The 22,924-nt window shown below is 47.5% G+C and carries 15 protein-coding genes and 3 pseudogenes; 14 read left to right on the top strand and 4 right to left on the bottom strand.

What is annotated here, in order from left to right; genetic code table 11:
* Positions 1-6: 6 nt before the first annotated feature.
* The 13 genes and pseudogenes from QFZ80_RS24605 to QFZ80_RS24550 all read left to right on the top strand — a co-directional run bounded on the left by QFZ80_RS24605 (position 7) and on the right by QFZ80_RS24550 (position 16,344).
* Complete coding sequence (locus QFZ80_RS24605) at positions 7-1,608, top strand: response regulator transcription factor (protein WP_307561552.1); 1,602 nt, start codon at positions 7-9, stop codon at positions 1,606-1,608.
* Positions 1,609-1,690: 82 nt separating this feature from the next.
* On the top strand, positions 1,691-2,659 hold the full coding sequence (locus QFZ80_RS24600) for an ABC transporter permease (protein ID WP_307561550.1): 969 nt from the start codon (positions 1,691-1,693) through the stop codon (positions 2,657-2,659).
* A gap of 11 nt (positions 2,660-2,670) precedes the next feature.
* Positions 2,671-3,552, top strand: a complete 882-nt coding sequence (locus QFZ80_RS24595; RefSeq protein ID WP_307561548.1) for a carbohydrate ABC transporter permease — start codon at positions 2,671-2,673, stop codon at positions 3,550-3,552.
* Positions 3,553-3,617: 65 nt separating this feature from the next.
* Positions 3,618-5,201, top strand: coding sequence for an ABC transporter substrate-binding protein (locus QFZ80_RS24590; RefSeq protein ID WP_307561546.1), 1,584 nt, complete (start codon positions 3,618-3,620; stop codon positions 5,199-5,201).
* A gap of 79 nt (positions 5,202-5,280) precedes the next feature.
* On the top strand, positions 5,281-11,874 hold the full coding sequence (locus QFZ80_RS24585; RefSeq protein WP_307561544.1) for a glycoside hydrolase family 66 protein: 6,594 nt from the start codon (positions 5,281-5,283) through the stop codon (positions 11,872-11,874).
* A 171-nt stretch (positions 11,875-12,045) separates the two neighbouring features.
* Complete coding sequence (locus QFZ80_RS24580) at positions 12,046-12,612, top strand: Gfo/Idh/MocA family protein (protein WP_307561542.1); 567 nt, start codon at positions 12,046-12,048, stop codon at positions 12,610-12,612.
* Positions 12,510-13,094, top strand: coding sequence for a Gfo/Idh/MocA family protein (locus QFZ80_RS24575; protein ID WP_307561540.1), 585 nt, complete (start codon positions 12,510-12,512; stop codon positions 13,092-13,094). Before QFZ80_RS24580 ends, QFZ80_RS24575 begins: the two co-directional genes overlap by 103 nt.
* Positions 13,095-13,219: 125 nt before the next feature.
* Positions 13,220-13,879, top strand: a pseudogene (locus tag QFZ80_RS24570) (homogentisate 1,2-dioxygenase domain-containing protein); the annotation flags it as partial.
* A gap of 90 nt (positions 13,880-13,969) precedes the next feature.
* Positions 13,970-14,491 (top strand): annotated as a pseudogene (sigK, locus tag QFZ80_RS24565) (RNA polymerase sporulation sigma factor SigK); the annotation flags it as partial.
* A 45-nt stretch (positions 14,492-14,536) separates the two neighbouring features.
* Positions 14,537-15,045 (top strand): annotated as a pseudogene (locus QFZ80_RS24560) (ABC transporter ATP-binding protein); the annotation flags it as partial.
* A 2-nt stretch (positions 15,046-15,047) separates the two neighbouring features.
* Positions 15,048-15,653, top strand: a complete 606-nt coding sequence (locus QFZ80_RS24555) for a sulfatase/phosphatase domain-containing protein (RefSeq protein ID WP_373460434.1) — start codon at positions 15,048-15,050, stop codon at positions 15,651-15,653.
* A 269-nt stretch (positions 15,654-15,922) separates the two neighbouring features.
* The gene (locus QFZ80_RS39175; RefSeq protein ID WP_373460433.1) at positions 15,923-16,063 is read left to right on the top strand and encodes a nitroreductase family protein; all 141 of its coding nucleotides are present in this window, start codon (positions 15,923-15,925) and stop codon (positions 16,061-16,063) included.
* Between the two features lie 17 nt (positions 16,064-16,080).
* Positions 16,081-16,344: a nitroreductase family protein gene (locus QFZ80_RS24550; protein ID WP_307561536.1), complete on the top strand. Its 264-nt coding sequence runs from the start codon at positions 16,081-16,083 to the stop codon at positions 16,342-16,344.
* A gap of 121 nt (positions 16,345-16,465) precedes the next feature.
* Here the strand turns inward: QFZ80_RS24550 and QFZ80_RS24545 are convergent, their stop codons facing one another.
* From QFZ80_RS24545 to QFZ80_RS24530, 4 genes are read right to left on the bottom strand one after another with little or no spacing between them, the layout of a single operon-like run.
* Positions 16,466-17,566, bottom strand: a complete 1,101-nt coding sequence (locus QFZ80_RS24545) for an aliphatic sulfonate ABC transporter substrate-binding protein (protein WP_307561534.1) — start codon at positions 17,564-17,566, stop codon at positions 16,466-16,468.
* A gap of 38 nt (positions 17,567-17,604) precedes the next feature.
* Positions 17,605-18,957, bottom strand: a complete 1,353-nt coding sequence (locus QFZ80_RS24540; protein ID WP_307561532.1) for an LLM class flavin-dependent oxidoreductase — start codon at positions 18,955-18,957, stop codon at positions 17,605-17,607.
* 29 nt (positions 18,958-18,986) lie between these two features.
* Positions 18,987-20,345 carry an LLM class flavin-dependent oxidoreductase gene (locus QFZ80_RS24535; protein ID WP_307561530.1) on the bottom strand — a complete coding sequence of 453 codons (1,359 nt, stop codon included), beginning with the start codon at positions 20,343-20,345 and terminating at the stop codon, positions 18,987-18,989.
* A 34-nt stretch (positions 20,346-20,379) separates the two neighbouring features.
* The gene (locus QFZ80_RS24530) at positions 20,380-21,723 is read right to left on the bottom strand and encodes an LLM class flavin-dependent oxidoreductase (RefSeq protein ID WP_307561527.1); all 1,344 of its coding nucleotides are present in this window, start codon (positions 21,721-21,723) and stop codon (positions 20,380-20,382) included.
* 418 nt (positions 21,724-22,141) lie between these two features.
* Here QFZ80_RS24530 and QFZ80_RS24525 point away from each other — a divergent pair, with 418 nt between their 5' ends.
* A complete protein-coding gene (locus QFZ80_RS24525) occupies positions 22,142-22,921 on the top strand; it encodes an ABC transporter ATP-binding protein (protein ID WP_307553425.1) in 780 nt (259 codons plus the stop codon).
* The last annotated feature ends 3 nt before the right edge of the window (positions 22,922-22,924 follow it).

Genomic DNA, 22,924 nt, shown 5'->3' with positions numbered 1-22,924 from the left:
ATAGATATGGCTCAGATGTTGGTTGTGGACGATGAGAAATTTGCGGTGGACGGCATTTGCCATTGCAATGACTGGCAGACTCTAGGCATAGATGCCGTACAAACGGCCAATCATGCCGATGAAGCAAGAAGAATCATGCTGGAGCACCGGATTGACATCCTGATTTGCGATATCGAGATGCCGGATGAGGACGGGCTGTCCTTGGTCCGTTGGGTGAAAGAGCATTCTCCACATACGGAAAGTTTGTTTCTGACATGCCATTCCGAGTTTGCCTTCGCCAAACAAGCCATTAATCTGGGGAGCTTCGATTATTTATTAAAGCCCGTCGATGGGGATGAACTGGCTCAAACGGTTACGCGTATGTTGCAAGCCATCAAAGAAAGGGAGGAGAACTCCCAGTATAACGAAATGTATCAGAAGTATCTGTCGCTTTATAAGAAGCAGCAGCCTTTGCTTGCGGAGCGGTTCTGGCAGGATCTGTTGTCCCGCCGCATATTATCCTTTGGCGATTTCCTGGAGCGGGCGCTTCAGGATGCGCAAATCGAATTGGCATCCAATGATAAGGTTCTGCCCATTCTGATTAGTATCGAAGAATGGAAGAAACCGTTGGATACTCGGGATCAGGAAATGATGGAGTATGCGGTAAAGAAAGCAGCGGAAGAGTTGTTTCTTTCCGAGTTTTCCGGCGATGTCATCGTCGACAAGAACGGGATATTATTCGTCATGGCTTACAACTCGGGATCCGTCTTGGATACCGACTTGTGTCTTCAGGCAGGTTCCCGATTCATTGAAGTGTGCCGGGAATATTTCTACTGCCAGGTCACATGCTATATCGGCCGGTTTGCATCCCCTCAAGAGTTGCCCAGACTTTGTGAGGGCTTGAAGAATATGGAGCGCAATAATGTAACCCATACACAATCAGTTATCCTGTACGTTCCGCAAAGCGACCCTTCCATTGCCCTGACGGTCCCGGACAACATGAATGTTCTTGAGTGGTCGAATTATATGTTGAACGGGGAACGAGAGAAAGTGATCGAACTTATTCACCGGACTGTTGAAAAACTAGAAGCAAACGCTAATATTCATCATCAGCAGATTGAGGCTTATTATCATGACACACTGCAGATTGTCTATAATTTTCTCCACGTGAAAAGCATCAGCTCCAATCAAGTTCCCCATTTTCTTATGTGGGCATCTGCCCAAATCCGCACCTTGTCTCAATACAAGCATTGGGCCGAGAACATAATTTCAACCGTCATGGACGCTGTATTTGCAACCAATGAAATGGACGGGGTGGTTCAGAAATCGATCCAATATATGAAACTTAACGTGGAAGAGGATATTTCGCGGGAGGATGTAGCTGCCTTCGTATCTCTCAATCCCGCTTATTTGTCCCGTCTCTTTAAGAAGGAAACCGGACAGACACTGATCGATTATCTCATAGAAACGAAGATGAACAGGGCGAAACAGCTTCTTGACTCGACTGGGATGACCGTCAGTGCCATAGCGCAGCAAGTGGGGTATTGCAATTTTTCACATTTCACCAAGATGTTCAAGAAACAATTCAGCTTCAACCCACAGGAATACCGGAAGTCACAAAACGACTAGAGCGAGGTTACAAAAACGGTGGGGAGGATCGAACTGTGGCAGTATACTAAGGACATATAAAACAAACAAGTAGGTGGAGCATATGGCCGTAGTCGAAACATCGGTATTGAAGGAGGCAAAAACAAGCACAAGGTCGAAGAGTGCGCTTGGGAAGCTGTGGAAGTTCCGGGCACTATTCATTCTTGCTTTACCTGGCGTGTTAATGCTTTTTATAAACAACTATCTGCCCATGTTTGGTATTTTTCTGGCATTCAAGGACTTGAATTACACGAAGGGCATCTGGGGCAGTGATTGGGTTGGGTTCAAAAACTTTGAGTTTTTGTTTGCCTCCAACGATGCATGGATCATCATTAAGCACACGCTCCTTTACAACGTAGCCTTCCTTGTAATCAATACCACATTGGCGGTGTTTCTCGCTATCATGCTGAATGAAGTGAAGAACCGAGTATTATCGAAATTATTCCAAAGCACGGTGATTCTTCCTAACTTTATCTCTATGGTTATTGTCGGCTATCTGGTGTTCGGCTTCCTGAATCCTGAGCTGGGGTTTATTAACAAGTCTATATTGGAACCAATGGGAAATGAGCCAATCGCTTGGTATGCGTCTCCAGATTACTGGCCATATATCTTGACAATTGTGAATACTTGGAAGTCGGTCGGATATGCGGCAATCGTATATTTGGCGGCTATCATCGGAATTGATCAGGAATATTACGAAGCAGCGCTGATTGATGGTGCGGGTAAATGGAAGCAAATGACGAAAATTACGATTCCTCTGATAACGCCTGTCATTATTATTCTGACCCTTCTAGCTATCGGCCGGATTTTCAATGCGGATTTCGGATTGTTCTATCAAGCTACCATGGCGTCCGGGATGCTGAAGGAAACGACGGAAGTTATTGACACCTATGTATATAACGCATTGCTGGTAACAGGTGATACGGGATTGGCATCATCCGCAGGTCTTCTTCAGTCCGTCGTCGGTTTCGTGCTCGTCATCTCGGTCAACTTCATTGTGAAGAAATTTAGCAAAGAAAATGCGTTATTCTAGGGGGTTGGAGCATGGCAGCGAAAAAAGGTACAAATCCGTTCATCTTGATCATCTTAAGTCTCATCAGCTTGGCTTGTATCATTCCATTCTGGCTGGTTCTAACCGTGTCTATTTCCGATGAAAACTATGTAACGAAACACGGTTACAGCTTCTGGCCCAAAGAACTGGATTTTGTAGCCTACAATTATCTAATTCAGGATTCTGAAAATATTCTTCGTGCTTACGGGGTTTCCATACTCGTCACCATGATTGGAGTAGCTGTAAGCTTGTTTATTACTTCCGCAATAGCATACGCTCTATCGCGGAGTGATTTCCCTTACCGGAACGCCCTAAGTTTTTACGTCTTCTTTACGATGCTGTTTTCGGGCGGTTTGCTTCCCTGGTATTTGGTCTATACGCGCTTCCTTCATGTGCAGGACACGCTGTTCGCACTGATCCTTCCAGGGCTGATAGGCGGATTCAACATATTCATCATTCGGACGTTTTTTACGAACAGCATTCCCCCATCACTGATCGATTCCGCACAGATCGATGGCGCCAGCGAGTACAGAACCTATTTCAGCATCATTCTTCCACTGTCGCTGCCCGTGATGGCAACTATCGGTTTGTTCACTATCGTATCTTACTGGAATGACTGGTTCACTAGCCTTGTTTTCATCAAAAATGAGAATCTATATTCCTTGCAGTATCTACTCAATAAAACACTGATGAATGCCGCATTTCTTCAGGCCATTGCCAGTAAGGCCTATAGTTCCACAGCCAATGTAACCCAGCCGCTTGAATCCATACGGATGGCCATGGCTATGGTAGCGATCGGACCTATGGTACTGGTATTCCCGTTCCTGCAGAAATACTTTATCAAAGGCTTAACGGTAGGTGCAGTCAAAGGCTAATTCCGGCTCGTCCGGTTTAGTATATAGAACAGAATAAGAGTGAACTTTATAGGGAGGTTTAACCAATGAAACGGTTTAAAAAAAGCTCTGTGGTCTTAACTTCGGTTATGCTTACGGCAGCGCTGGCGGCAACAGGATGTTCAAGCAAGAACACAGGTACAGAAGCTTCCAGCTCTCCACAAGCATCCGCAGCTGCAACAGCAGGAACTAAGGCGCTTGCGCCATACGAAGTCGTAATGGTTTATCCCGATGGTCCGCAGAAGGATTTGGGAATCGTCCAAAACGCAATGAATGATTACTTGAAAATGACATACTCGGATCTGAACATGACGGTAAAGCTGAATCCCATCGATTGGGGCGCATGGAGCGACAAAACGAATCTCATGATGGCTTCCGCCGAGAAATCCGACTTGTTCTTTACTGCCGACTGGTTGGGCTTCCAACAGCAGGTTTCCAAGGGAGCTCTTCTTCCGCTTGATGATCTGCTTGCCAAATACGGGAAGGATATTGAGGCAGTTGAGAAAAATTATCATGACCCGGCAAAGCGTGGAGGCAAGCTGTACGGCATCCATACCCATCAGGAATTGGGAGGCGCACAGGGGATTAATTTTGATAAAGCGTTGGTGGACAAATACAAATTTGACCTGAGTGTTCTGAAATCGGGGGATCTTAAAGATTTGGAACCCATGCTGAAGACGATTAAAGAAAACGAGCCTAATGTAACACCGCTCGTCGGGCCCAGCTTTCCGCTTGATGCCTTTTACTCCTCAGGCAGCTTAGATACGATTGGAAGCGTAGCTGCTTTAAATGCGAAGAACGCAGATCCTAAAGATTTCAAAGTCATTAATTTATATGAAACACCCCGATATATGGAGCTAGCTAAGTTAACCAACAAATGGTTTAAGGCGGGCTATATCAACAAAGACGCACTTACTGCAGGACTTGATCCTTGGAAAAAATTCCAAGCGGGGAAAGCTTTTGCACTGGTAGGGGATGTCGAAATTCTAGCGAATATGGAAATTGGCTCCGTCTCGAAATCGCCGAACGCGTCTTCAAGGTCTGGAAGAGAGATTCTTCAAGTACCTTTAAATATCGACAGGCTGCAGACCGGTAAAATGACTGCAACGATGCAGGCCATTTCCAAAACATCCAAAGACCCGGACCGCGCTATGATGCTCTTGAATTTGTTCTTCAAGGATAAACCTTTGCTGACCTTGTTTAATTATGGAGTCGAGGGTACGCATTATGTGCTGAAAGACGGCCAGATTGGTTTACCGGAAGGTAAGACATCCAGCGATGTCGGATTTTATCACGATAATATGTGGCAAATCGGGAATCAAATGCTGAACTACACTCGCGTAGGCGAAGATCCGAAGAAATATGAGAATTATGAGAAGTTTAACCAAATGGTTTCGAAGAACCAGTCCCGGATGTTCGGATTTGTCTTTGACCCGGAACCGGTAAAAAATGAAATGATTGCCATCGATAATGTATCTAAAACGTTTGCAGATGGTCTTAAAGCGGGTCAATTAGACCCGGAGGAAAATCTTCCTAAGTTCCTTGAAAAACAAAAAGCCGCAGGCTCTGATAAAATTATCGCCGAGGCACAAAAGCAGCTTGATGCTTGGAGTAAAGCAAACGGCAAATAAGTAAGACACCGGAAGGGTATAATCCGTGGGGGGTTATACCCTTTCCCATTCACGCATACAACGAAAGGTTGATACAAATATGGCAATAAGAAGCAAGTGGTTCAGGGGACTGTTAGCAGGGTTTTTCATGCTGCAAACCGTCGCCTTCCAGGCCGGATCAGCGGTAGCGAGCGATGCACCACCACTTATTAAAATGGAAGCGGAATCAGGCCAGGCGGGCTGGGAGCCGGTTGTAGCCAAAACCGGCGGAGTTTCCGTAGAGTACGGCAGAACGGATGAACACGGGCATACCGGCCAGACGCTCATATTCAACGTAGATATGAAGAAAGAAGCATCCGAACTGGTATTCCATTACCGTACGGGCAACAACCCTGTCTTTGATGTGATTGTCGATGACACCGTCATTGCCCATGAAGTGACATTCGGCCAAACCCAAGACGGTTGGAGCGGCGGTATGGTTGAGAAGGCGATCAAAGCACCTGCACTTATTACCGCATCTACGCATAACGTCAAGCTTGTTATGGTTTCGGAAGGGCAATACGTGCATGTAGACAGCTTGGAAGTAGCAGGCCAGGAATATGAAGCCGAAGATGCAACGCTGGTTGCAGACACGCAAGGACGAGCTATCAAAACAAAAATTGGTTATATTTATGACTTTAAAAAAGAAAGCGACTTTCTTACCTTCGATGTAAGCGCTACCAATTTTGGCCCTATGGATTTGGTGTGGAAATATAAGAACGACGGTTCGTCTCAAAGGGTGGCTAAACGGACGCTTTATGTGAATGATGTCAAGCAAGAAAACGTTACCTTTCCATACTCAGGCGATGTATGGGGCTCCCTTACGATCCCTCAGGTTCCCCTTCTTAAAGGCTCGAACCGAATAACAATCAAGATTGAAAATCAGGACGACGATGGGGTGAAATTGGACTTTCTGAAGGTTGGAACGCTTAAATATCAAGCGGAGAAAGCCAATTTTGTTCCCCCTATGAATATTTACAAAAATTTGCTGCTCAATTTCGGTCATATCGGGGATGTTGTAAACTTTAATATTCATATTCAGCAAGCAGGAGAAACTTCCCTTATTTTCACTTATGCCAATGCAGCTTCCGCTTCTACGAAGACCCTTTATTTGGATGGCAATCCCGTGATTGGCGGAGACGGGAAGCCGGTTAAGATTTGGTTCAACGGAACAGGAAGCCGGGATAAATTCAACGAAGATACGTATTATATCGTTCCTTACTTGGCAGCGGGTTCCCACACGGTAACTTTGAAGCATGATTCGGATGACAAAGGAACCATCGATCTTCGAAGATTGACGCTCGGATATTTCAGCGAACCATCAATTCGTTTGATGGATGCCGGATTGGCTGCCATGGGCGCAACGCATATCGAACTGGGCACCGCCGAGATGCTTGAAGAGGGCCCGAATATGCTGGCGTCCGAGTATTACCCAAATCGCAGCAAGAAAATGAAGACTTCGCTTAAACAATCGATGAAGGATTATTATAAGTTCTTAACCGCTTACGAGAACGTATTATTCGACAGTAAAGAAGACCGGACTGTGAACGCCAGTGTTTACACGAAAGGCGGGGACTCTGTAGCGGTTAGCGAAGATGGTGCTTCTAACACGCTTTGGACGATTGCCCGCAAGAACACCGACAATACCAGCTTTGGCCGGTATGATATCCTCCATCTTATCAACTTGTTGAACAATGATGACAACTGGAGAAATGCTGCCAATGCACCGGCTATTCAAAGCAATCTGAAAGTTACTTACCCGGTTGGAACGACACAAGCTGCTGCTCCGAATCTGAAAGTATATGCAGCGTCTCCAGACCATGACGGCGGTTTGTTGAAAGAATTGCCGTTTGCATGGCATGGTACGAATCTGGATATTTCTTTGCCTTCCTTACAGTATTGGGAACTGATTCTTATTGACCGTGATGGAACAGGTTTGGGGCAAGGCTCCGATACAAGCGGGTCGGCAACCACTCCGATTCAGAACATTACTGTGGGTCAAGCCCGGTATAACCCTTCCGAGGAAGCTGTTTTCCATGTTCAAGTGGATCAAAGCACCCCTTGGAGCGGTAATCTTCAGGTTGAGTTTTATCAATTGAATCGCTTGGTCGGTACCAAAACCGTAGCGGTCAGTCAAGGAGCAGCTTCTGTCGATGCAACTTGGACCCCGCCTACAGCTGATTTCCAAGGATACTTAGTTAAAGCTTATGTGGAAGGACATCCTGGCGCATACAAAACCGCTGCTTTGGACGTTTCCAGTGACTGGACGCATTTCCCGAGATACGGCTATGTTACAGAGTTCCCGCAGGAAACCGCCGAACAAAGTGATGCGAAGCTCAAACAATTGTCCACGGAGTATTACTTGAACGGTTATCAGTTTTATGACTGGATGTGGCGTCATGATGTTTCTGTCTATTCAAAAGTAGGAAGCGACGGCAAACCTTTAAAAGATGAGCAGGGCAATTTTATTACGGAGAATATCGCAGCAGATTCTTCTTATACCGACTTGCTAGGCCGTCATCTGTATCCAAAATCGATTATGCAGGAAGTGACAGCCGCCCAGAAATACGGTTCTGCGGCTATGGCTTATGAAATGAACTATGCTGCTCGTGAGAAATATGAGGATTTCGGCGTCAAGCGAGAGTGGGGCCTATATAACAAAAATGCGACTTTCCCCAATCCTGATCTGGTTAAATACCAGAACGGCTTCTTCTTTGATTGGGTATCTCCGCCTACGGCCCTGTATCTGCAGGATCCAGGCAATACGGAATGGCAAGCGTATATTACGAAACAGTTCGATCGAGCGGTAAATGTATTTGGATTCGACGGCATTCACTTGGATCAGTGGGGAGCTTCGGATTCGGATTTCCTGTATAGTTATGCAGGAAACCCGCGATATTATTCGTTAGATTACAATAAATTAATCAACTCGGTCAAAGATTCTCTGACAACCAATAATTCTGGAAAGAACTATGTTGCTTTCAACATGGTTGGGGGGAATGCCGGTTATTCAACTGTTCCAAGCTCGAATACCAAGACGGATTTCGATTACAGCGAGATTTGGCAGGATAAAGACCAGTACAAGGATTTGAAGCAGGTAATAGATGATACCCGGCAAAAGGACGGCTACAAAGCGATGGTCATCGCAGGGTATATGAATTATAAGCAAGCGGTGGGTGATCACTACGAAGTTGCCGATGTGGTCGGAGTCCCGAAGACGACGCAATTCATCTCCCGAATTGCCAAAGCTCCCGGTTGGGTTGGAGATTTCGGCAAGAAGGATGAAGACCAGATTATCTGGACCGTCAATGTACCTGAAACCGGCGACTATAATTTGGACATCAAGTACGGACATGGCAATGACGGAGGCAACCCGAACGGCAAGCTTAGCGTGAATGGAAATATAGTGGCTCCTTCCATTCCGTTCACTCAGAAAACGGGGTGGGGGAACCCTATAGCGGATGCCGTCGTACACACGACTCTTCAAGCAGGTACAAATACTGTGACGCTCCAGTTAAACACGAGCGATTTGTGGCTCAACGTTGACAGCCTAGATCTAAGCGGTACTGTAAAAGGGGCATCGGTTCAAAAAGTGTATGAGGCCGAATACGCCCAACTCGTCAGTTGTCATATTGACAATATTGGTAATGTGTACAATTTCGAAACGGATGGCGATTTTATCGCGTTTGATGTCAATGTTCCTATGGCAGGATCCTATGACGTGGCTTTCAATTACGGGATCGAATCGACTCCTGTACGGAGAAACATTCTGGTAAACGACCAACCGGCTATTACAGATGTATCGTTCGCTTCTACAGGCGACTGGGATACGTACAAGGAGCAGAGTGTATCATTGGCGCTTCATGAAGGCCACAACACAATTACTTTGAAGACCCATACATCCGACAGCGGAATGAAGGTTGATCGATTGCACATCGGCAGCGACCGTTATGAAGCGGAGAATGCGGCGATCGGCTGGAATCCGACGCAAGCGGCCCAAATTCAGGTTCATCCTGAAGTCTCTTCTGAAATTTACGTCAACAATATCACCAACGCTCCGGATTACGTAGAGTTTAATGTGACGACAGTAACCGAGGGAACCTATCAGTTCGGCTTCAAATATGCGACACAGAATAACGCTACTGCGGTGATTTCTGTAAATGGCGTGGAGAAAGCAACGAACGCCGCCTTTAAATCGACAACCCGTTGGGGCGGAGACGGCAAATGGGGATTAAAAACCGTCGATCTTCCACTTCAGACAGGTATGAATAAAATCAGACTTGCTCTGACATCTAACGGACAATATGTAAACCTGGACAATGTGCTGGTGCAACCGTTGATTATAGCGGTGGATGATTCCCAACACGTGTCTGCAACCGGAGGAGTAGCTCTTACTACCACGGGCATCGATGCAAAAACGGATAACTTTAATGGGGATCCGACTAAATCCGTCTCCTTTACATTGGATGCTTCGGATGCAGGTCCACATACACTTGGATTCATGTATCGTTCTGGTAACAGCAATACCGGCGTAGTAAACGTGAATGGTTCCGACATTCCTGTAACTTTGCCAGATAACGATTGGTACGGCAACGACGGCAATTGGAGCTATATGAATTTTCCAGCAACGCTAAATCAAGGCCGAAATACCATTACGCTTACGCTGAATAGCACAAATAACTGGCTCAACCTGCACGCGCTTGTTATGGAAACCGGCAAGATTGAAGCAGAGGGCACCGACACCACAGTTAACGGCATCACGAAAGGTACCTACTGGTTGGATGACTTCGGTAAATCCGGAGATAGCATTACTTTTGCCTATCATCGTGCAGAAGCTGGAACAGTTCCTGTCGTTTTCACTTATAAGGCTGGAACCCAAGGAGCCTATCAGTTGGAAGTGAACGGCACAACAGTTCCGGTATCCTTCGCTGCAACCAATGATTGGCAGACTGTATCGGTAGACGTGACGCTGCAATTGGGCAGCAACACACTGAAGTTGGTGCCGGCATCCAATCAGCAAGCGTCGATTCTGTTGGATAAATTGACGATAGGAACGACAGATCTACAAGCAGAAGCAGCTGTTCTTGCTGGAAGTGCCGCAGTTGAAACCGTAGCAGCTGACAGAGGTTACATCTATGACTTTAAGCAGCAGGGAGATTTCTTTACCCTGTCCACGGGTCCGGTTAGTTCCGACGGAAGCTATAACTTAACTTTTAAGTACAGAAATAAAGGTTCTGACACCAAGAGAAGCGTATACATCAACGATCAAAAAGCAGGCGTTGTAACCTTAGCTGGTGGAACGACCGACTGGGCGGAAGCAGTTATTCCGGTATACGTGTCCTCAAAGTCAAGTAATAACGCCTTTAAGATCAAAATGGAGGAAGCGACCGAACAGACCGGAATTGACATTGATTCCTTGACGTTAGCTTATACGACTCAAGAACCGTCTCCGGTCGTAATACCTTGGTTAGAACCATCGCCTCCAGTAACACCGACGCCAACACCTTTACCTTCACCAGATCCGGTGACCGTACCGTCCGTAAATCCTCCTTCCACGCCGTCGGACACGGTCGTCGTAAATAATGAGAGCCTAAAGAATGCAAAAGGCGGGAAGTTTGAAGTCGAGTTGAAAAATGCCGAGAAGAAGGTTCTTCTCTCAGTCAGTGCAGTGAAAGATTACATCACCGATAGGCTGGTGCTGACGAAAGGTAAACAGAAGCTGACAATACCAAGCAGCATTTTGAATGAAGCAGCTGTGCTTGCTTCGAGCGAAAGTAATGCTCAGATTACCGTGACGATCAATGATTTGGACGCAGCTCCATTTATTCCAAGCAAGAATTCCAACACCAAGATCGCTGCTGTGGGCACTATTCTTGAATTAAGCATCCAGGTAATGAAGGACGATAAGGTACTGGGTACCGTATCGCAATTCCAAAACCCGGTTGAGCTGAGCATTTCCTACGAAGGCTCTAATGCAAAAGAGAACCTTCTGGGAATCTACTACTTCAATGAAAGCAAGCAAGTTTGGGAGTATGTTGGCGGCACAATCGACAAAGTGAACAAAAAAGTAATGGTGCAATTGAACCATTTCAGCAAGTATGCTCTTATCGAATATGTGAAATCCTTCAACGACGTTCCATCCGACCATTGGGCTTCGGAAGCTGTACAAACCTTGGCGGCTAAACAAATCGTCGATGGCAAAACAGATTCGATGTTCGATCCGGATGGACAAACAACCAGAGCGGAGTTTGCAGCATTGCTTGTTCGTGCCCTGGGATTGAAGGAAACAAAAGCAGCACCTTTCCAAGATGTACACCAATCGGCATGGTACGCTGACGTTGTGTCTGCTGCATTTGAAGCGGGCCTCATTAGCGGGAAGAACGATACCAACTTTGCTCCGCAAGACTTGATTACCCGTGAAGAAATGTCGACCATGATCGTTCGAGCGATGGAATACAAGAGCGGGAAAGCCATCAGCGGAGACGCGGTGGATTTCGTGGACACCGACCAGATTTCCGATTGGGCTAAGTCATTTGTGGGCAAAGCTGCTTCTGCTGGACTGATGCAGGGTCCGGGAGGACAGCGGTTTGATCCGTTACACCTAGCTAAACGTTCCGAAACCGCACAAGTGATTTTCAATCTATTCCAGCAATGACAAAAGGGGTATGACTGCTGATTAGCCGCAAACGGCTCGCCTGCGGTCATTCTCTTTTTTGGCTTGAATATCATCTTTCGACTAAAAATAGGTCACAAAAACGGTGGGGAGATCTGTACAATGGCTGTATACTAAGATCATTAATAATTGAATGTGAGGAGAGAAAGAATCATGAACACGTTTCGGATCGGTTTAATCGGCTTGGGTGGTATGGCCCAAGCGCATATTCGGGGGTTAACCGCTGAAGGCTGTTTTGAGTTTAATGCGGTTAGTGATGTGGAGGCAGAGGTGCTGAGCAAAGTAGGGGATCAGCTCAGTATCGCCGTTGAAAAGCGATATGCCGATTTTATGCATTTGATTGAAGATCCGGACGTCGATGCTGTTGTGGCCGTAACGCCTAACCACGTCCATGCGGACATCGTCCGCGCGTGTTTGCAGGCGCGCAAGCCGTTCATGGCCGAGAAACCTTTTACACGTGTCTTCGAGGAGGCCGTGCCGCTGTTGAAGCTGTACGAGCAGCAGCCGATGCCGGCAATGATCGGCTTCAGCTACCGCTATACGCCCGCTTTCCGTTATGCACGGGAGCTCGCGCGCGAGGGGAAGCTGGGTGGATACGCAGCTTCTCGATCCAGTATTTGCAGGGCTGGGGTGCGGCACAGTACAATACCCCTTATGTATGGCGGTTCAATAAGGATATTACTGGTACAGGCACGCTGGGTGATCTTGGCTCCCATATGATCGATATGGCACGATTCCTCTTCGGGGAATTCCAAGAGCTGTCAGCGCAGTTGCACACCATCATACCCGAGCGTCCGGACCCCACGACAGGGAAGATGGTTAAGATCAAAGTTGACGACTTCGCGAGCTTCCAAGCGAGGATGACAGGCGATGTCATGGGCGTCTTCCAGACATCGCGTAACGCCATCGGATCGGGCAATCAGCACGAGGTGTCTATCTACGGAGACAACGGTACAGTTCACGCTTCGACACTGGAGCCGGATCAGCTCATTTGGATCCGTGAAGAAGAATCGGGCCAGCTTGCCAAGACGGTTCTCGCAGTACCGAAGCGGTGTAGAGTTTCACAGTACGCTGATTTTCTAGCGATGCTGGATGGTTCCGTCCCGGATGGATTCCCAAGCTTTATGGACGGCTACCGTAACCAAGAGGTGTTGGATGCAATCGTCAGTGCAAGTGAAAGGAAGATAACGGTTCATCTTTAAATTACTCTTATACAGACAACCGAAGTTAGCGTGGAACTCTAACTATGCCGCAAGACCAAATATTTTATTGACCCATTGAACAGCAGAGAGGGCAGACGAATTATCAACAGCCTGCCCTTTCCTAGTTTTTGAACGTAGAAACGAATAGTTGGATTAGCACACCAAAGCGCTATCGGAATGAGCATGGACAGCTTCTAGAGCATAGCCCTTTCTGTGAAAGAGATATTCGGCTGCCTGAAACATTGGAATGCCGTACGGATTTCGGCGAATATGAGGTTAGAACCAAAACCAGAGGTTATTTGCACTCCCATATCTACAACTATCATCCATTGAACGTCGTTGGTTGGGACGGTTATTTGTACCCTTATATTTTCAGCATTGGAGATTTTGAACCGATAACAGGTCGAATTCATATGCCGCCACCCATTCACGAAACTTTCGCAGGGAATAACTTTATCGTTTGCTCGTTTGTTCCGAGATTGTTTGATTACCATCCGGACTCCATTCCGTCTCCGTATTATCATAACAATGTGGACAGTGATGAAGTGCTCTACTACGTCGAAGGCAATTTTATGAGCCGCAAAGGTGTTAAGCAAGGCTCCATTACCTTGCATCCGTCAGGTATTCCTCATGGACCGCATCCAGGTAAAATTGAAGCCAGCATCGGAAAAAAAGAGACTTTAGAGTTAGCGGTTATGATTGATACTTTCCGTCCCTTAAGTGTAGTGAATGGAGCTGCACAGCTAGAGGATCAAAATTATCCATACAGCTGGGTTCAAAAATAGTTAGGAAGCCCTAGGAAAGGGTTCTCCTAAAAGGATGATTGAACATAATCCGGAAAAAGGGACACTGACGGTGTCCCGCCTACTACGTTGCTTTGTGTTCATATTGTCAAAAAATTCGACAACACAGGAGAAGATCTCGAGGATTTGATCTCGATTGGAACGATCGGTTTGATCAAAGCCATCGAGTCGTTTTCGCCGAACAAAGGGACCAAGCTCGCGACGTTTGCGGCTCGCTGTATCGAGAACGAGATCCTTATGCATCTGCGTTCGCTTAAGAAAACGCGCAAAGATGTGTCTTTGCATGATCCCATCGGAACGGACAAAGAGGGGAATGAAATTACGCTCATCGACATTCTCGGTACGGAAGCGGATGACGTAGTGGATAAGGTGCAGCTCAAGATAGAGAAGAGCAAAATATATCGGAACTTGGAAATCTTGGACGATCGCGAGAAGGAAGTCGTCGTTGGTCGGTTTGGGCTGGAGCTTGGCGGGGAAGAGCGGACGCAGCGGGAGATTGCGAAGGAATTGGGCATTAGCCGTTCCTATGTTTCGAGGATTGAGAAGCGGGCGCTGATGAAACTGTATCATGAGTTTTATAAGGCGAAACGATAAGGGTTATGAATCGGATACTTCATTTATTTGGACGATGTGCAAGTAATGGAGGTGAAGGTTATAACATTAATTCATATCGAAAATGCCAGTAAGTATTATACGATGGGCGAGGAAACGATTAAAGCGTTAGACGATGTCTCGTTAGATATTGATTATGGAGAGTTCGTTGCAATCATGGGACCGTCAGGTTCCGGCAAATCAACACTGATGAACATCATCGGGTGTTTGGATGTTGTAGATAAAGGTATCTATGATCTGGATGGACATGCAATAAATGTACTTAAGGATTCTGGGCTTGCTGAGATTCGTAATCAGAAGATTGGCTTCGTTTTTCAGAGTTTTAACTTGCTGCCGAGATTAAGTGCTTATGAGAATGTGGAGCTGCCTTTGATTTATCGGGGAATGAGCAAGAAAGAGCGGGAGCCGCTTGTTTTCAAGCATTGGAAGCGGTGGATTTACTGGACCGCAGGAAGCACTTTCCTTCGGAGCTGTCTGGTGGACAACAGCAGCGAGTAGCGATCACGGTATCGCTTTCCCGAGAGCCAAAGATACTTTGATGGATGCTGGATTGGAAACAGCGCTAGTCATGTATTATCCTGGGCGTATGGATGGAGGTAAGGTTGTAAATCAACTGTTATGCAACGTAGACTTAATGCCGACTCTCCTCGAATTTATTGGAGTAGATGTCCCGCAAGGGATTGATGGAAACAGCTTTTTGAACCTATTGAAACCTGCGGAAAGTAATCTGCCAACCCGCGATCATTTCTTTTCTGAGCTTACCTGGCATGACCAATATCACCCTATGCGGAGTGTATGGACAGGAAAATTTAAATATATCCGTAACTTTGAGGATGGCCCGTCGGTTTACTTGCCGCGTGATATTCATCGAAGTCTTTCGGGAGTTGTCGTAAGAGATGAGTATTACGCTCCTAACGTTCCGGAGGAGTTGTACGATTTGGAGAAGGATCCGATTGAAAAATGTAACGTTACCAACCTTCCAGAGTATGCGGAAGTTCTTATAGAGCTAAGGTCTAAGGTTGATGCTTGGATGAGCCGTACGAAAGACCCTTTGTTGAAAGGAAGCGTTTCGGGAATTGCCGCTCCGGATTGGCAGGAACAGTTTGATAACAGTACTGCATATTCGTATAAAAGAAAGCCATAGCAGATGAAGGATTGAGTATATTCTACTTGGGCTAAATAGACCGGAATCCTTAAATCAGGGTTTCGGTTTATTTATGTCAGGGTATGACAATCGGAATTGACAAACCAGTTCTAAGAACAGAAAGGGGAAAAAGGGCATGCTAATAATCAACCCTATATCGATGAATGCCCGGTATTCCTCGTATGGTGCGCCGACATTAGACGTCTGCAGATTGCCGCCAGTTTATATGAGGAAGAGGAGCTAACGCTGCCCGACTCGACGGAGATTTCCTGATTTCAACGATCGATGCCGCTTTGGCAGCGCAAAACGCAGCGGTTGCAGCAGAATCGCTGGGCCTTGGTATCGTCTATATCGGCGGAATACGGGATAAACCAAAGGAGATATCCGAGTTGCTGTTACTGCCCAAGTAGTCTATCTCGTATTTGGAATGTGCGTCGGATACCCGGATCAGCATCCGACACAAAGACCTCGTCTGCCGGTTGAAACGATTGTTCATCATGAACGGTACTCAACGGAATCGTATGCGGCTGGAATCGAATCCTACAACCAAGCCATTCGGGAATTTTTACTAACGCGGACAGGGGAGAATCGGGATTCCGATTGGTCCATGGAAATGGCCGCACGGCTTCGCTCCAGAAAAAGAGATCATTTGCGGTCTTTTCTGCATGATCAAGGATTTGATTTGAAATAATCGGAATGAATCCTAAGTGGATTGATGGATATAAACCAAAAGAACCGTCGGGAGATCTTCATCTTCCCTGACGGTTCTTTCTTACATTGAAACTCTCTGCTTCTAAATGCGGAGCCGATTCTCATTTCTGCGTGACCAGCTCTTTGAGCGCTTGCTCAACAAACTTACTTTCCAATACATGCGAAGTATCAAGTTTTTTGTTTATCGCCCCTACTGAATAAAGGAAGTCAGCCTGCTCTTGATGGGCCTTGGCGTATTCGGCAGTGATCGGTGATAGCAAAGGTGTTGAGTTTTTCAAAACAGTGACGATGATCTCTTTGTCAAGCTTTTGCGTTTTGACAAATTCGTCTGCAACTTCGTCTTGATGATCTAAGTAATATTTGCGGGCTTGCTCGTAAGTTTTCAGGAAGAGCACTGTGAGATCGGGGTGTTCCTGGGTAAACTTGGTTCTTGCAATCAAGAAGCCGGGAGCATTGATATTCAAATCCTGACCGGATACCAATATTTTAGCGCCGGTTTGAAAGACGGCAGTGGTCGCATATGGATCCCATATCGACCAAGCATCAATCGCGCCGCTATCTAGAGCAGGTCTGGCTTCATCGGGTTGAAGCTGAATCACTTTAATGTCGTCGCCTTTCAAACCGACCTTATCGATAGCCATATATAAGAAGTTATAAGCGCTGCTGCCTTTGGCTACTGCGATTTTCTTGCCCTTCAAATCCTTTAGTTCTTTGATCGGACTATTTTTCGGAATGACGATCATATTGCCTTTTTTACCGTCTCCCGTGACGCCAATGGCTTTGAAATCTACGCCGCCGACTTGGCCGGAAATGACTGGCGTTCCTCCGACGCTTCCGAAATCGAGTCTTCCTGAAGCCAGTCCTTCAAAATGGGGAGGGCCACTGGCAAATTCATTCCATTTTACTTCGGCTCCAACAGCTGCAAAGGCTTTTTCGAAAAATCCGTTTTCCCGGGCATAGACGAAAATGCCGGTTTTGCCCTGTACCCCGATATTGATGGTTACTTTTTCTTTGGGCTTGGCATCCGCTGCAGTTTTACTGCTGGGTGAAGAGGCGGCTGTGGAAGATGCTGCAAGTGAAGGAGCAGGCGTATTCGAACCGGCGGATGTGTTCGCTGTTTTCCCGCATGCTGTTAGTACCAGCCCCAAAAAGAGAATGGTTAAGACGGATAAGCTTTTGAAAAACCATGTTTGCTTTTTCATGATGAAAAACCCCCTTTTGTCATTTTTAATTGGTTATTTTAAGAGGAGACTACGGTTTGCTGAAAACGATTGATCGGTTTAGCTAAGTCAAGATGTTCGCGCAGCGTCCGGCCCGTATATTTGGTACGATACAATCCGCGTCGCTGGAGTTCAGGAACGACCAGATCGACGAATTCTTCCAAACCTCCTGGTAAATAAGGTGGCATAATGTTGAATCCATCGCAGGCCCCTTGCAAAAACCATGCTTCGAGTTGATCGGCGATCTGTTCAGGTGTCCCGGCAATCGTACGGTGCCCGCGTGCGCCGGTTACTCGGGCGATTAATTGCCGAATGGATAGCTGCTCCCTCCTCGCCATATCGAGAATAAGCTGATATCGGCTTTTTGCCCCGTTAATACCCGTGGAGTCCGGCAGATCGGGGAGCGTTCCGTCCAGATGATAAGTGGAAAGATCATGCCGCAGAATCCCGGATACCATCGAGAGACCAACCGCTGGGTGAACGAGCTCTTGCAGAGCGGCCTCCTTCTCCTTGGCTTCTTCTTCCGTAGCTCCGATAATAGGGAGTATCCCCGGCAAAATCTTCAACTCACTCTCTGTACGGCCATATAAGGGGAGTTGGCTTTTTAAACTGGAATAGAAGCTTAGTGCCTCATCCAACGTTTGCCAAGCCGTGAATACAACTTCCGCTGTCTGTGCAGCAAAAGCCTGACCGGTTGTCGAGGACCCGGCCTGCACGATAACGGGGCGTCCTTGCGGGGAGCGATGCACATTCAGAGGACCGCGGACGGAAAAATGCGTTCCGTGATGATCGATGCTGTGCACTTTGTCCGGGTTGGCGAAAATGCCGGAAGCTTTGTCAATGATTAGAGCTTCATCTTCCCAGCTGTCCCACAGTGCAGTGACCACATCGACGAATTCTTTCGCGCGTTCATAACGAAGCGAATGATCCAAATGCTGGTCGCGGCCAAAGTTATGCGCGGTCACTTCCATACTGGTGGTTACCGCGTTCCATGCCGCTCTTCCTCTGCTTAAATGATCAAGTGAAGCAAATTTCCTCGCGACATGAAAGGGCTCGCTGTAAGTGGTAGATACGGTGCCGGCAAGGCCGATATGCTTGGTGACGGAAGCGAGTGCAGACAAAAGCATGAGCGGCTCAGCCCGGACCGGCACGGTGTGTTTAACCGCTGTGTCCAAATGCTCCGGCAAGGCAGGAATGTCTTCGATAAAAATCATGTCGAACTTACCGCGCTCGGCCGTTTGCGCAAATTTGCGGTAAAAGTCAAACTTCAACAAACCTGCGGTATCGGTGTGCGGGTATCTCCATGCAGCGACATGATGACCGACTCCGAAAATGAATGCCCCCAGATGAAGTTGTCTCTGTTTATTCCCCATGAATGATTCCTCCAATTCCTTGTTATGTGTTATTGCCCGGAAGCGGCATTGCTTTCGAAACGGCTTGGGGGACGAACTAAACCCAGATGCTCACGCAGCGTAGTACCGGTGTATTCGGTACGAAAAAGCCCGCGTTTTTGAAGCTCGGGAATGATCTTCTCTACGAATTCCTCAAGGCCTCCAGGCAAATAGGGCGGCATAATATTGAAACCGTCGCAGGCTCCCTGTGTGAACCATTCCTCCAATTGATCGGCGATTTGCACCGGAGTACCAGATATGGTTCGATGCCCGCGCGCCCCCGTCACCCGGTACATGAGCTGCCGGATGGTCAAGTTTTCCCTCCGGGCCATGTCCGCTACGAGCTGGAAGCGGCTTTTGCCTCCGTTAATCTGCTCCAGCTCGGGCAGCTCGGGCAGCGGTCCGTCAAGCGGGTAGCCGGTCAGGTCGACACCCAGCGATGCGGACAGCATCGATAATCCGACTGCAGGTAACACTTGCTGCTGAAGCAGCGCTTCTTTTTCTCTGGCTTCCTCTTCCGTCGCGCCTATGATAGGGAAGATCCCAGGCATAATTTTCACTTCATCCGGAGATCGGCCGTACTGAACGGCAAGTGATTTGACGCTGGCATAGAAACGCTGCGCTTCTTCGAGTGTCTGCCAAGCCGTAAAGACGACCTCCGCCGTTTGGGCGGCGAGATGCTGTCCGGTATCCGATGCTCCCGCCTGAATAATAACCGGTCTTCCTTGTGGAGAGCGGGGCAGGTTTAAGGGACCACGTACAGAGAATTCAGGACCCCGATGATGGAGCTCATGAACCTTTTGCGGATTGCCAAACAAGCCGGCGTCGCGATCGGAGATAATGGCGTCGTCTTCCCAGCTGTCCCACAGCGCAGTGACGACATCGACGAACTCGCGCGCCCGCTCATATCGCTGATCATGATCCGGGTGCTTCGATTTGCTGAAATTATGGGCTTCTTCATCTCGTCCCGAAGTCACCACATTCCACGCAGCGCGTCCTCCGCTTAAATGGTCGAGCGTAGAAAATTCCCGTGCCAGATTGTAGGGCTCGTGGTAGGTTGTTGATACTGTGGCAGCAAGCCCGATTCGTTCCGTCACACCGGACAAATAAGCAAGCAAGGTGAGCGGTTCAGGCCTCACTGTGACGGTATGTTTGATACTGGTTTGGTACCGGTCGATAACCGCTAATGTATCGGCGAGAAAGATCATGTCGAACTTGCCTCGTTCTGCCGTTTTCGCAAAGTTCTCATAAAAGTCGTGATTTAGAATGCCGTGTGCATCCGTATCGGGGTAACGCCATGCGGCTACATGATGTCCGACCTGAAATAAAAATGCACCGAGATGCAGTTGACGCTGAGGATTGTTACTCATGTAATAGCCTCCATTTACAACTAGGTTGATTGGTTCAATGGTATACTCTCGCCTTGGCGAATGAATTGGCAGGTAAAGGCAGGCCATAATGATCACGAAGGGTGGTGCCTGTATAAGAAGTGCGGAACAGGCCTCTCCGCTGCAGTTCGGGGACGACTTGTTCCAGGAAATCATCCAGTCCGCCGTTCATCAGCTGCGGCATAATATTGAAGCCATCAGCCGCATAGCTGACAAACCATGCCTCCAGCTCATCCGCAATTTGCTTCGGCGTACCGGCGATCGTCTTATGACCGCGTCCTCCCGCCAGTCTCAGCAGCAGCTGCCTGATCGTCAGCTTCTCTCTGCTGGCCAGTTCTTGGATCAGCTTCGTGCGGCTTTGATGGCCGGGGATTTTGCTGGAGTCGGGAAGTTCCGGCAGCGGTGCGTTCAGAGGATGAGCGGTAAGGTCAATGCCGATCCGATTCGAGAGTTGGAGCAGACTGTATGCCGGATTCGTCAGTTCGTGCAGTTCGGCTTCTTTCTCTTTCGCCTCGGCTTCGGTTTTGCCGATAATCGGGCAGATACCGGGCAAAATTTTCACATGCTCCGTTTCTCTTCCGTGCTGAAGCACACTGGCTTTGACGTCAGCATAGAATGTCTGCGCATCTTCTAATGTTTGCTGTGCGGTAAAGATGGCCTCAGCCCATTGAGAGGCAAAATCCTTGCCGTCCTCCGAGGAGCCTGCTTGCACGAGAATCGGGCGGCCTTGCGGTGAACGCGCTGTATTCAATGGCCCTCGAACCGAGAAGAATTTTCCCTTATGATGCAGTTCATGCACCTTATTTCTGTCCGCATAAATACCGGCTTTCTTGTCCCGGATCAGGGCCTCCTCCTCCCAGCTATCCCAAAGCTTTGCCGTGACTTCCACAAATTCTGTGGCTCGTTCATATCGTTCTTGGTGACCGGCAATGTGCTCGAGATTAAAATTTTGCGCTTCGCTATCCGTACCCGAGGTGATGATATTCCATCCGGCCCGGCCTTGGCTAAGGTGGTCCAATGATGCGAACCGGCGAGCGACATTGTAGGGTTCATTGAAACTCGTGGAAACGGTGGCAATTAAACCGATTCGTTTCGTCACGACGGCTAAAGCCGACAATAGTGTGAGCGGCTCAAAACCGCCAAGAGCGCCGTATTGGACCGCCGTTGGTGAAGTTGCGTAGCGGTCAGCGAGAAAAAGCGAGTCCAGCTTGGCAGCTTCGGCTTTACGCGCGAGCTCCTGATAATGATTGAAATCATGGACTCCTTTCAGATTAGAGCTTGGATGTCGCCAGGCGGCTTCGTGATGCCCCATACTGGAAAGAAAAAGATTCAAATGCATTTGACGAGTTTGTTTTGTCATCCCGTTCCCTCCCTTTTTTACAAGTTGAATAAATAAAAAAGACTCCGCCTGCATACCAGTTAATAACGCTGGCAGCAAGGGAGCCTTTGGTGGACCAATAGGCTTAATGGGCTGTTAAAAGTCATGTTAGCAGGTTTAATCCGATTATACAAGTAGGAAATATAAGAATTTTAATATAACAAGTTTTTGGAAATTGTTGTTGACCAACTTGAACGACTGGTGATATGATCGCCTTAAATCCAAGTAAAACGATATGAATTAAAGTATTAAAATGAATTCAAAGTCTACCAGACCACTGGAGACTCCGTCTCGTTCATTTTGAATGGAGCAGGGGGTCTTTTTTTATTTCCTTAATCCCTGAAGGAGAAATGTGTTAGCCAGCTGAGCCATTTACGCCAAATTTAAGGAGGAAACTTCTATGAGTGTAATTTCGTTAGATATCGATTTACCGCACAAATGGTTTCATACGCCTCAAGGCACAAGATTAGAAGCGCTCAACAACATCAAGTTGACTGTAAAACAAGGAGAATTTATTACCATTATCGGACCGAGCGGTTGTGGGAAAAGCACACTGCTTAAAATTATTGCCGGATTGGACACGGATCACGGAGGTCAAGTTCTTTTGGAACAAAAGCAAGTCACCAAGCCTGGTATTGATAAAGGATTTATTTTCCAGGAACATCGCTTGTTTCCATGGTTAACGGTCGAAGCAAACATCGCAGCAGATTTATCTTTGAATGACGCTGCAGTCCGCAAAAGGGTGGATGAGCTCATTGAATTGGTTAAGCTGAAAGGATTTGAGAAGGCGTACCCTCGTGAACTGTCAGGAGGAATGTTGCAACGCGTGGCGATCGCCAGGGCGCTACTCCGTAATCCCAAGGTATTGTTATTGGATGAGCCCTTCGGCGCACTGGATGCTTTTACCCGCTCTCATCTTCAGGAGGTTACCCTGAACATTTGGGAGGCTAATCGAACGACTATGGTGCTTGTCACACATGATATCGATGAAGCTGTTTTCCTTGCTACACGCGTCGTTGTTATGAATGCAAGACCTGGGACGATTCGAACAATTATTCCTGTCGACCTCCCTTACCCGAGGAAGAAAGCGTCCAGTTCTTTTCAAGAGCTTCGGAAATTGGTGCTGAGCGAGTTTGAACGAATCGAGGAATTGGAGCTGATCGACAGCTCCGGCATTTAAATC

The sequence above is a fragment of the Paenibacillus sp. V4I7 genome, from assembly GCF_030817275.1.
Lineage (GTDB): Bacteria > Bacillota > Bacilli > Paenibacillales > NBRC-103111 > Paenibacillus_E.
This window is presented reverse-complemented; position numbering and strand designations above follow the sequence as displayed.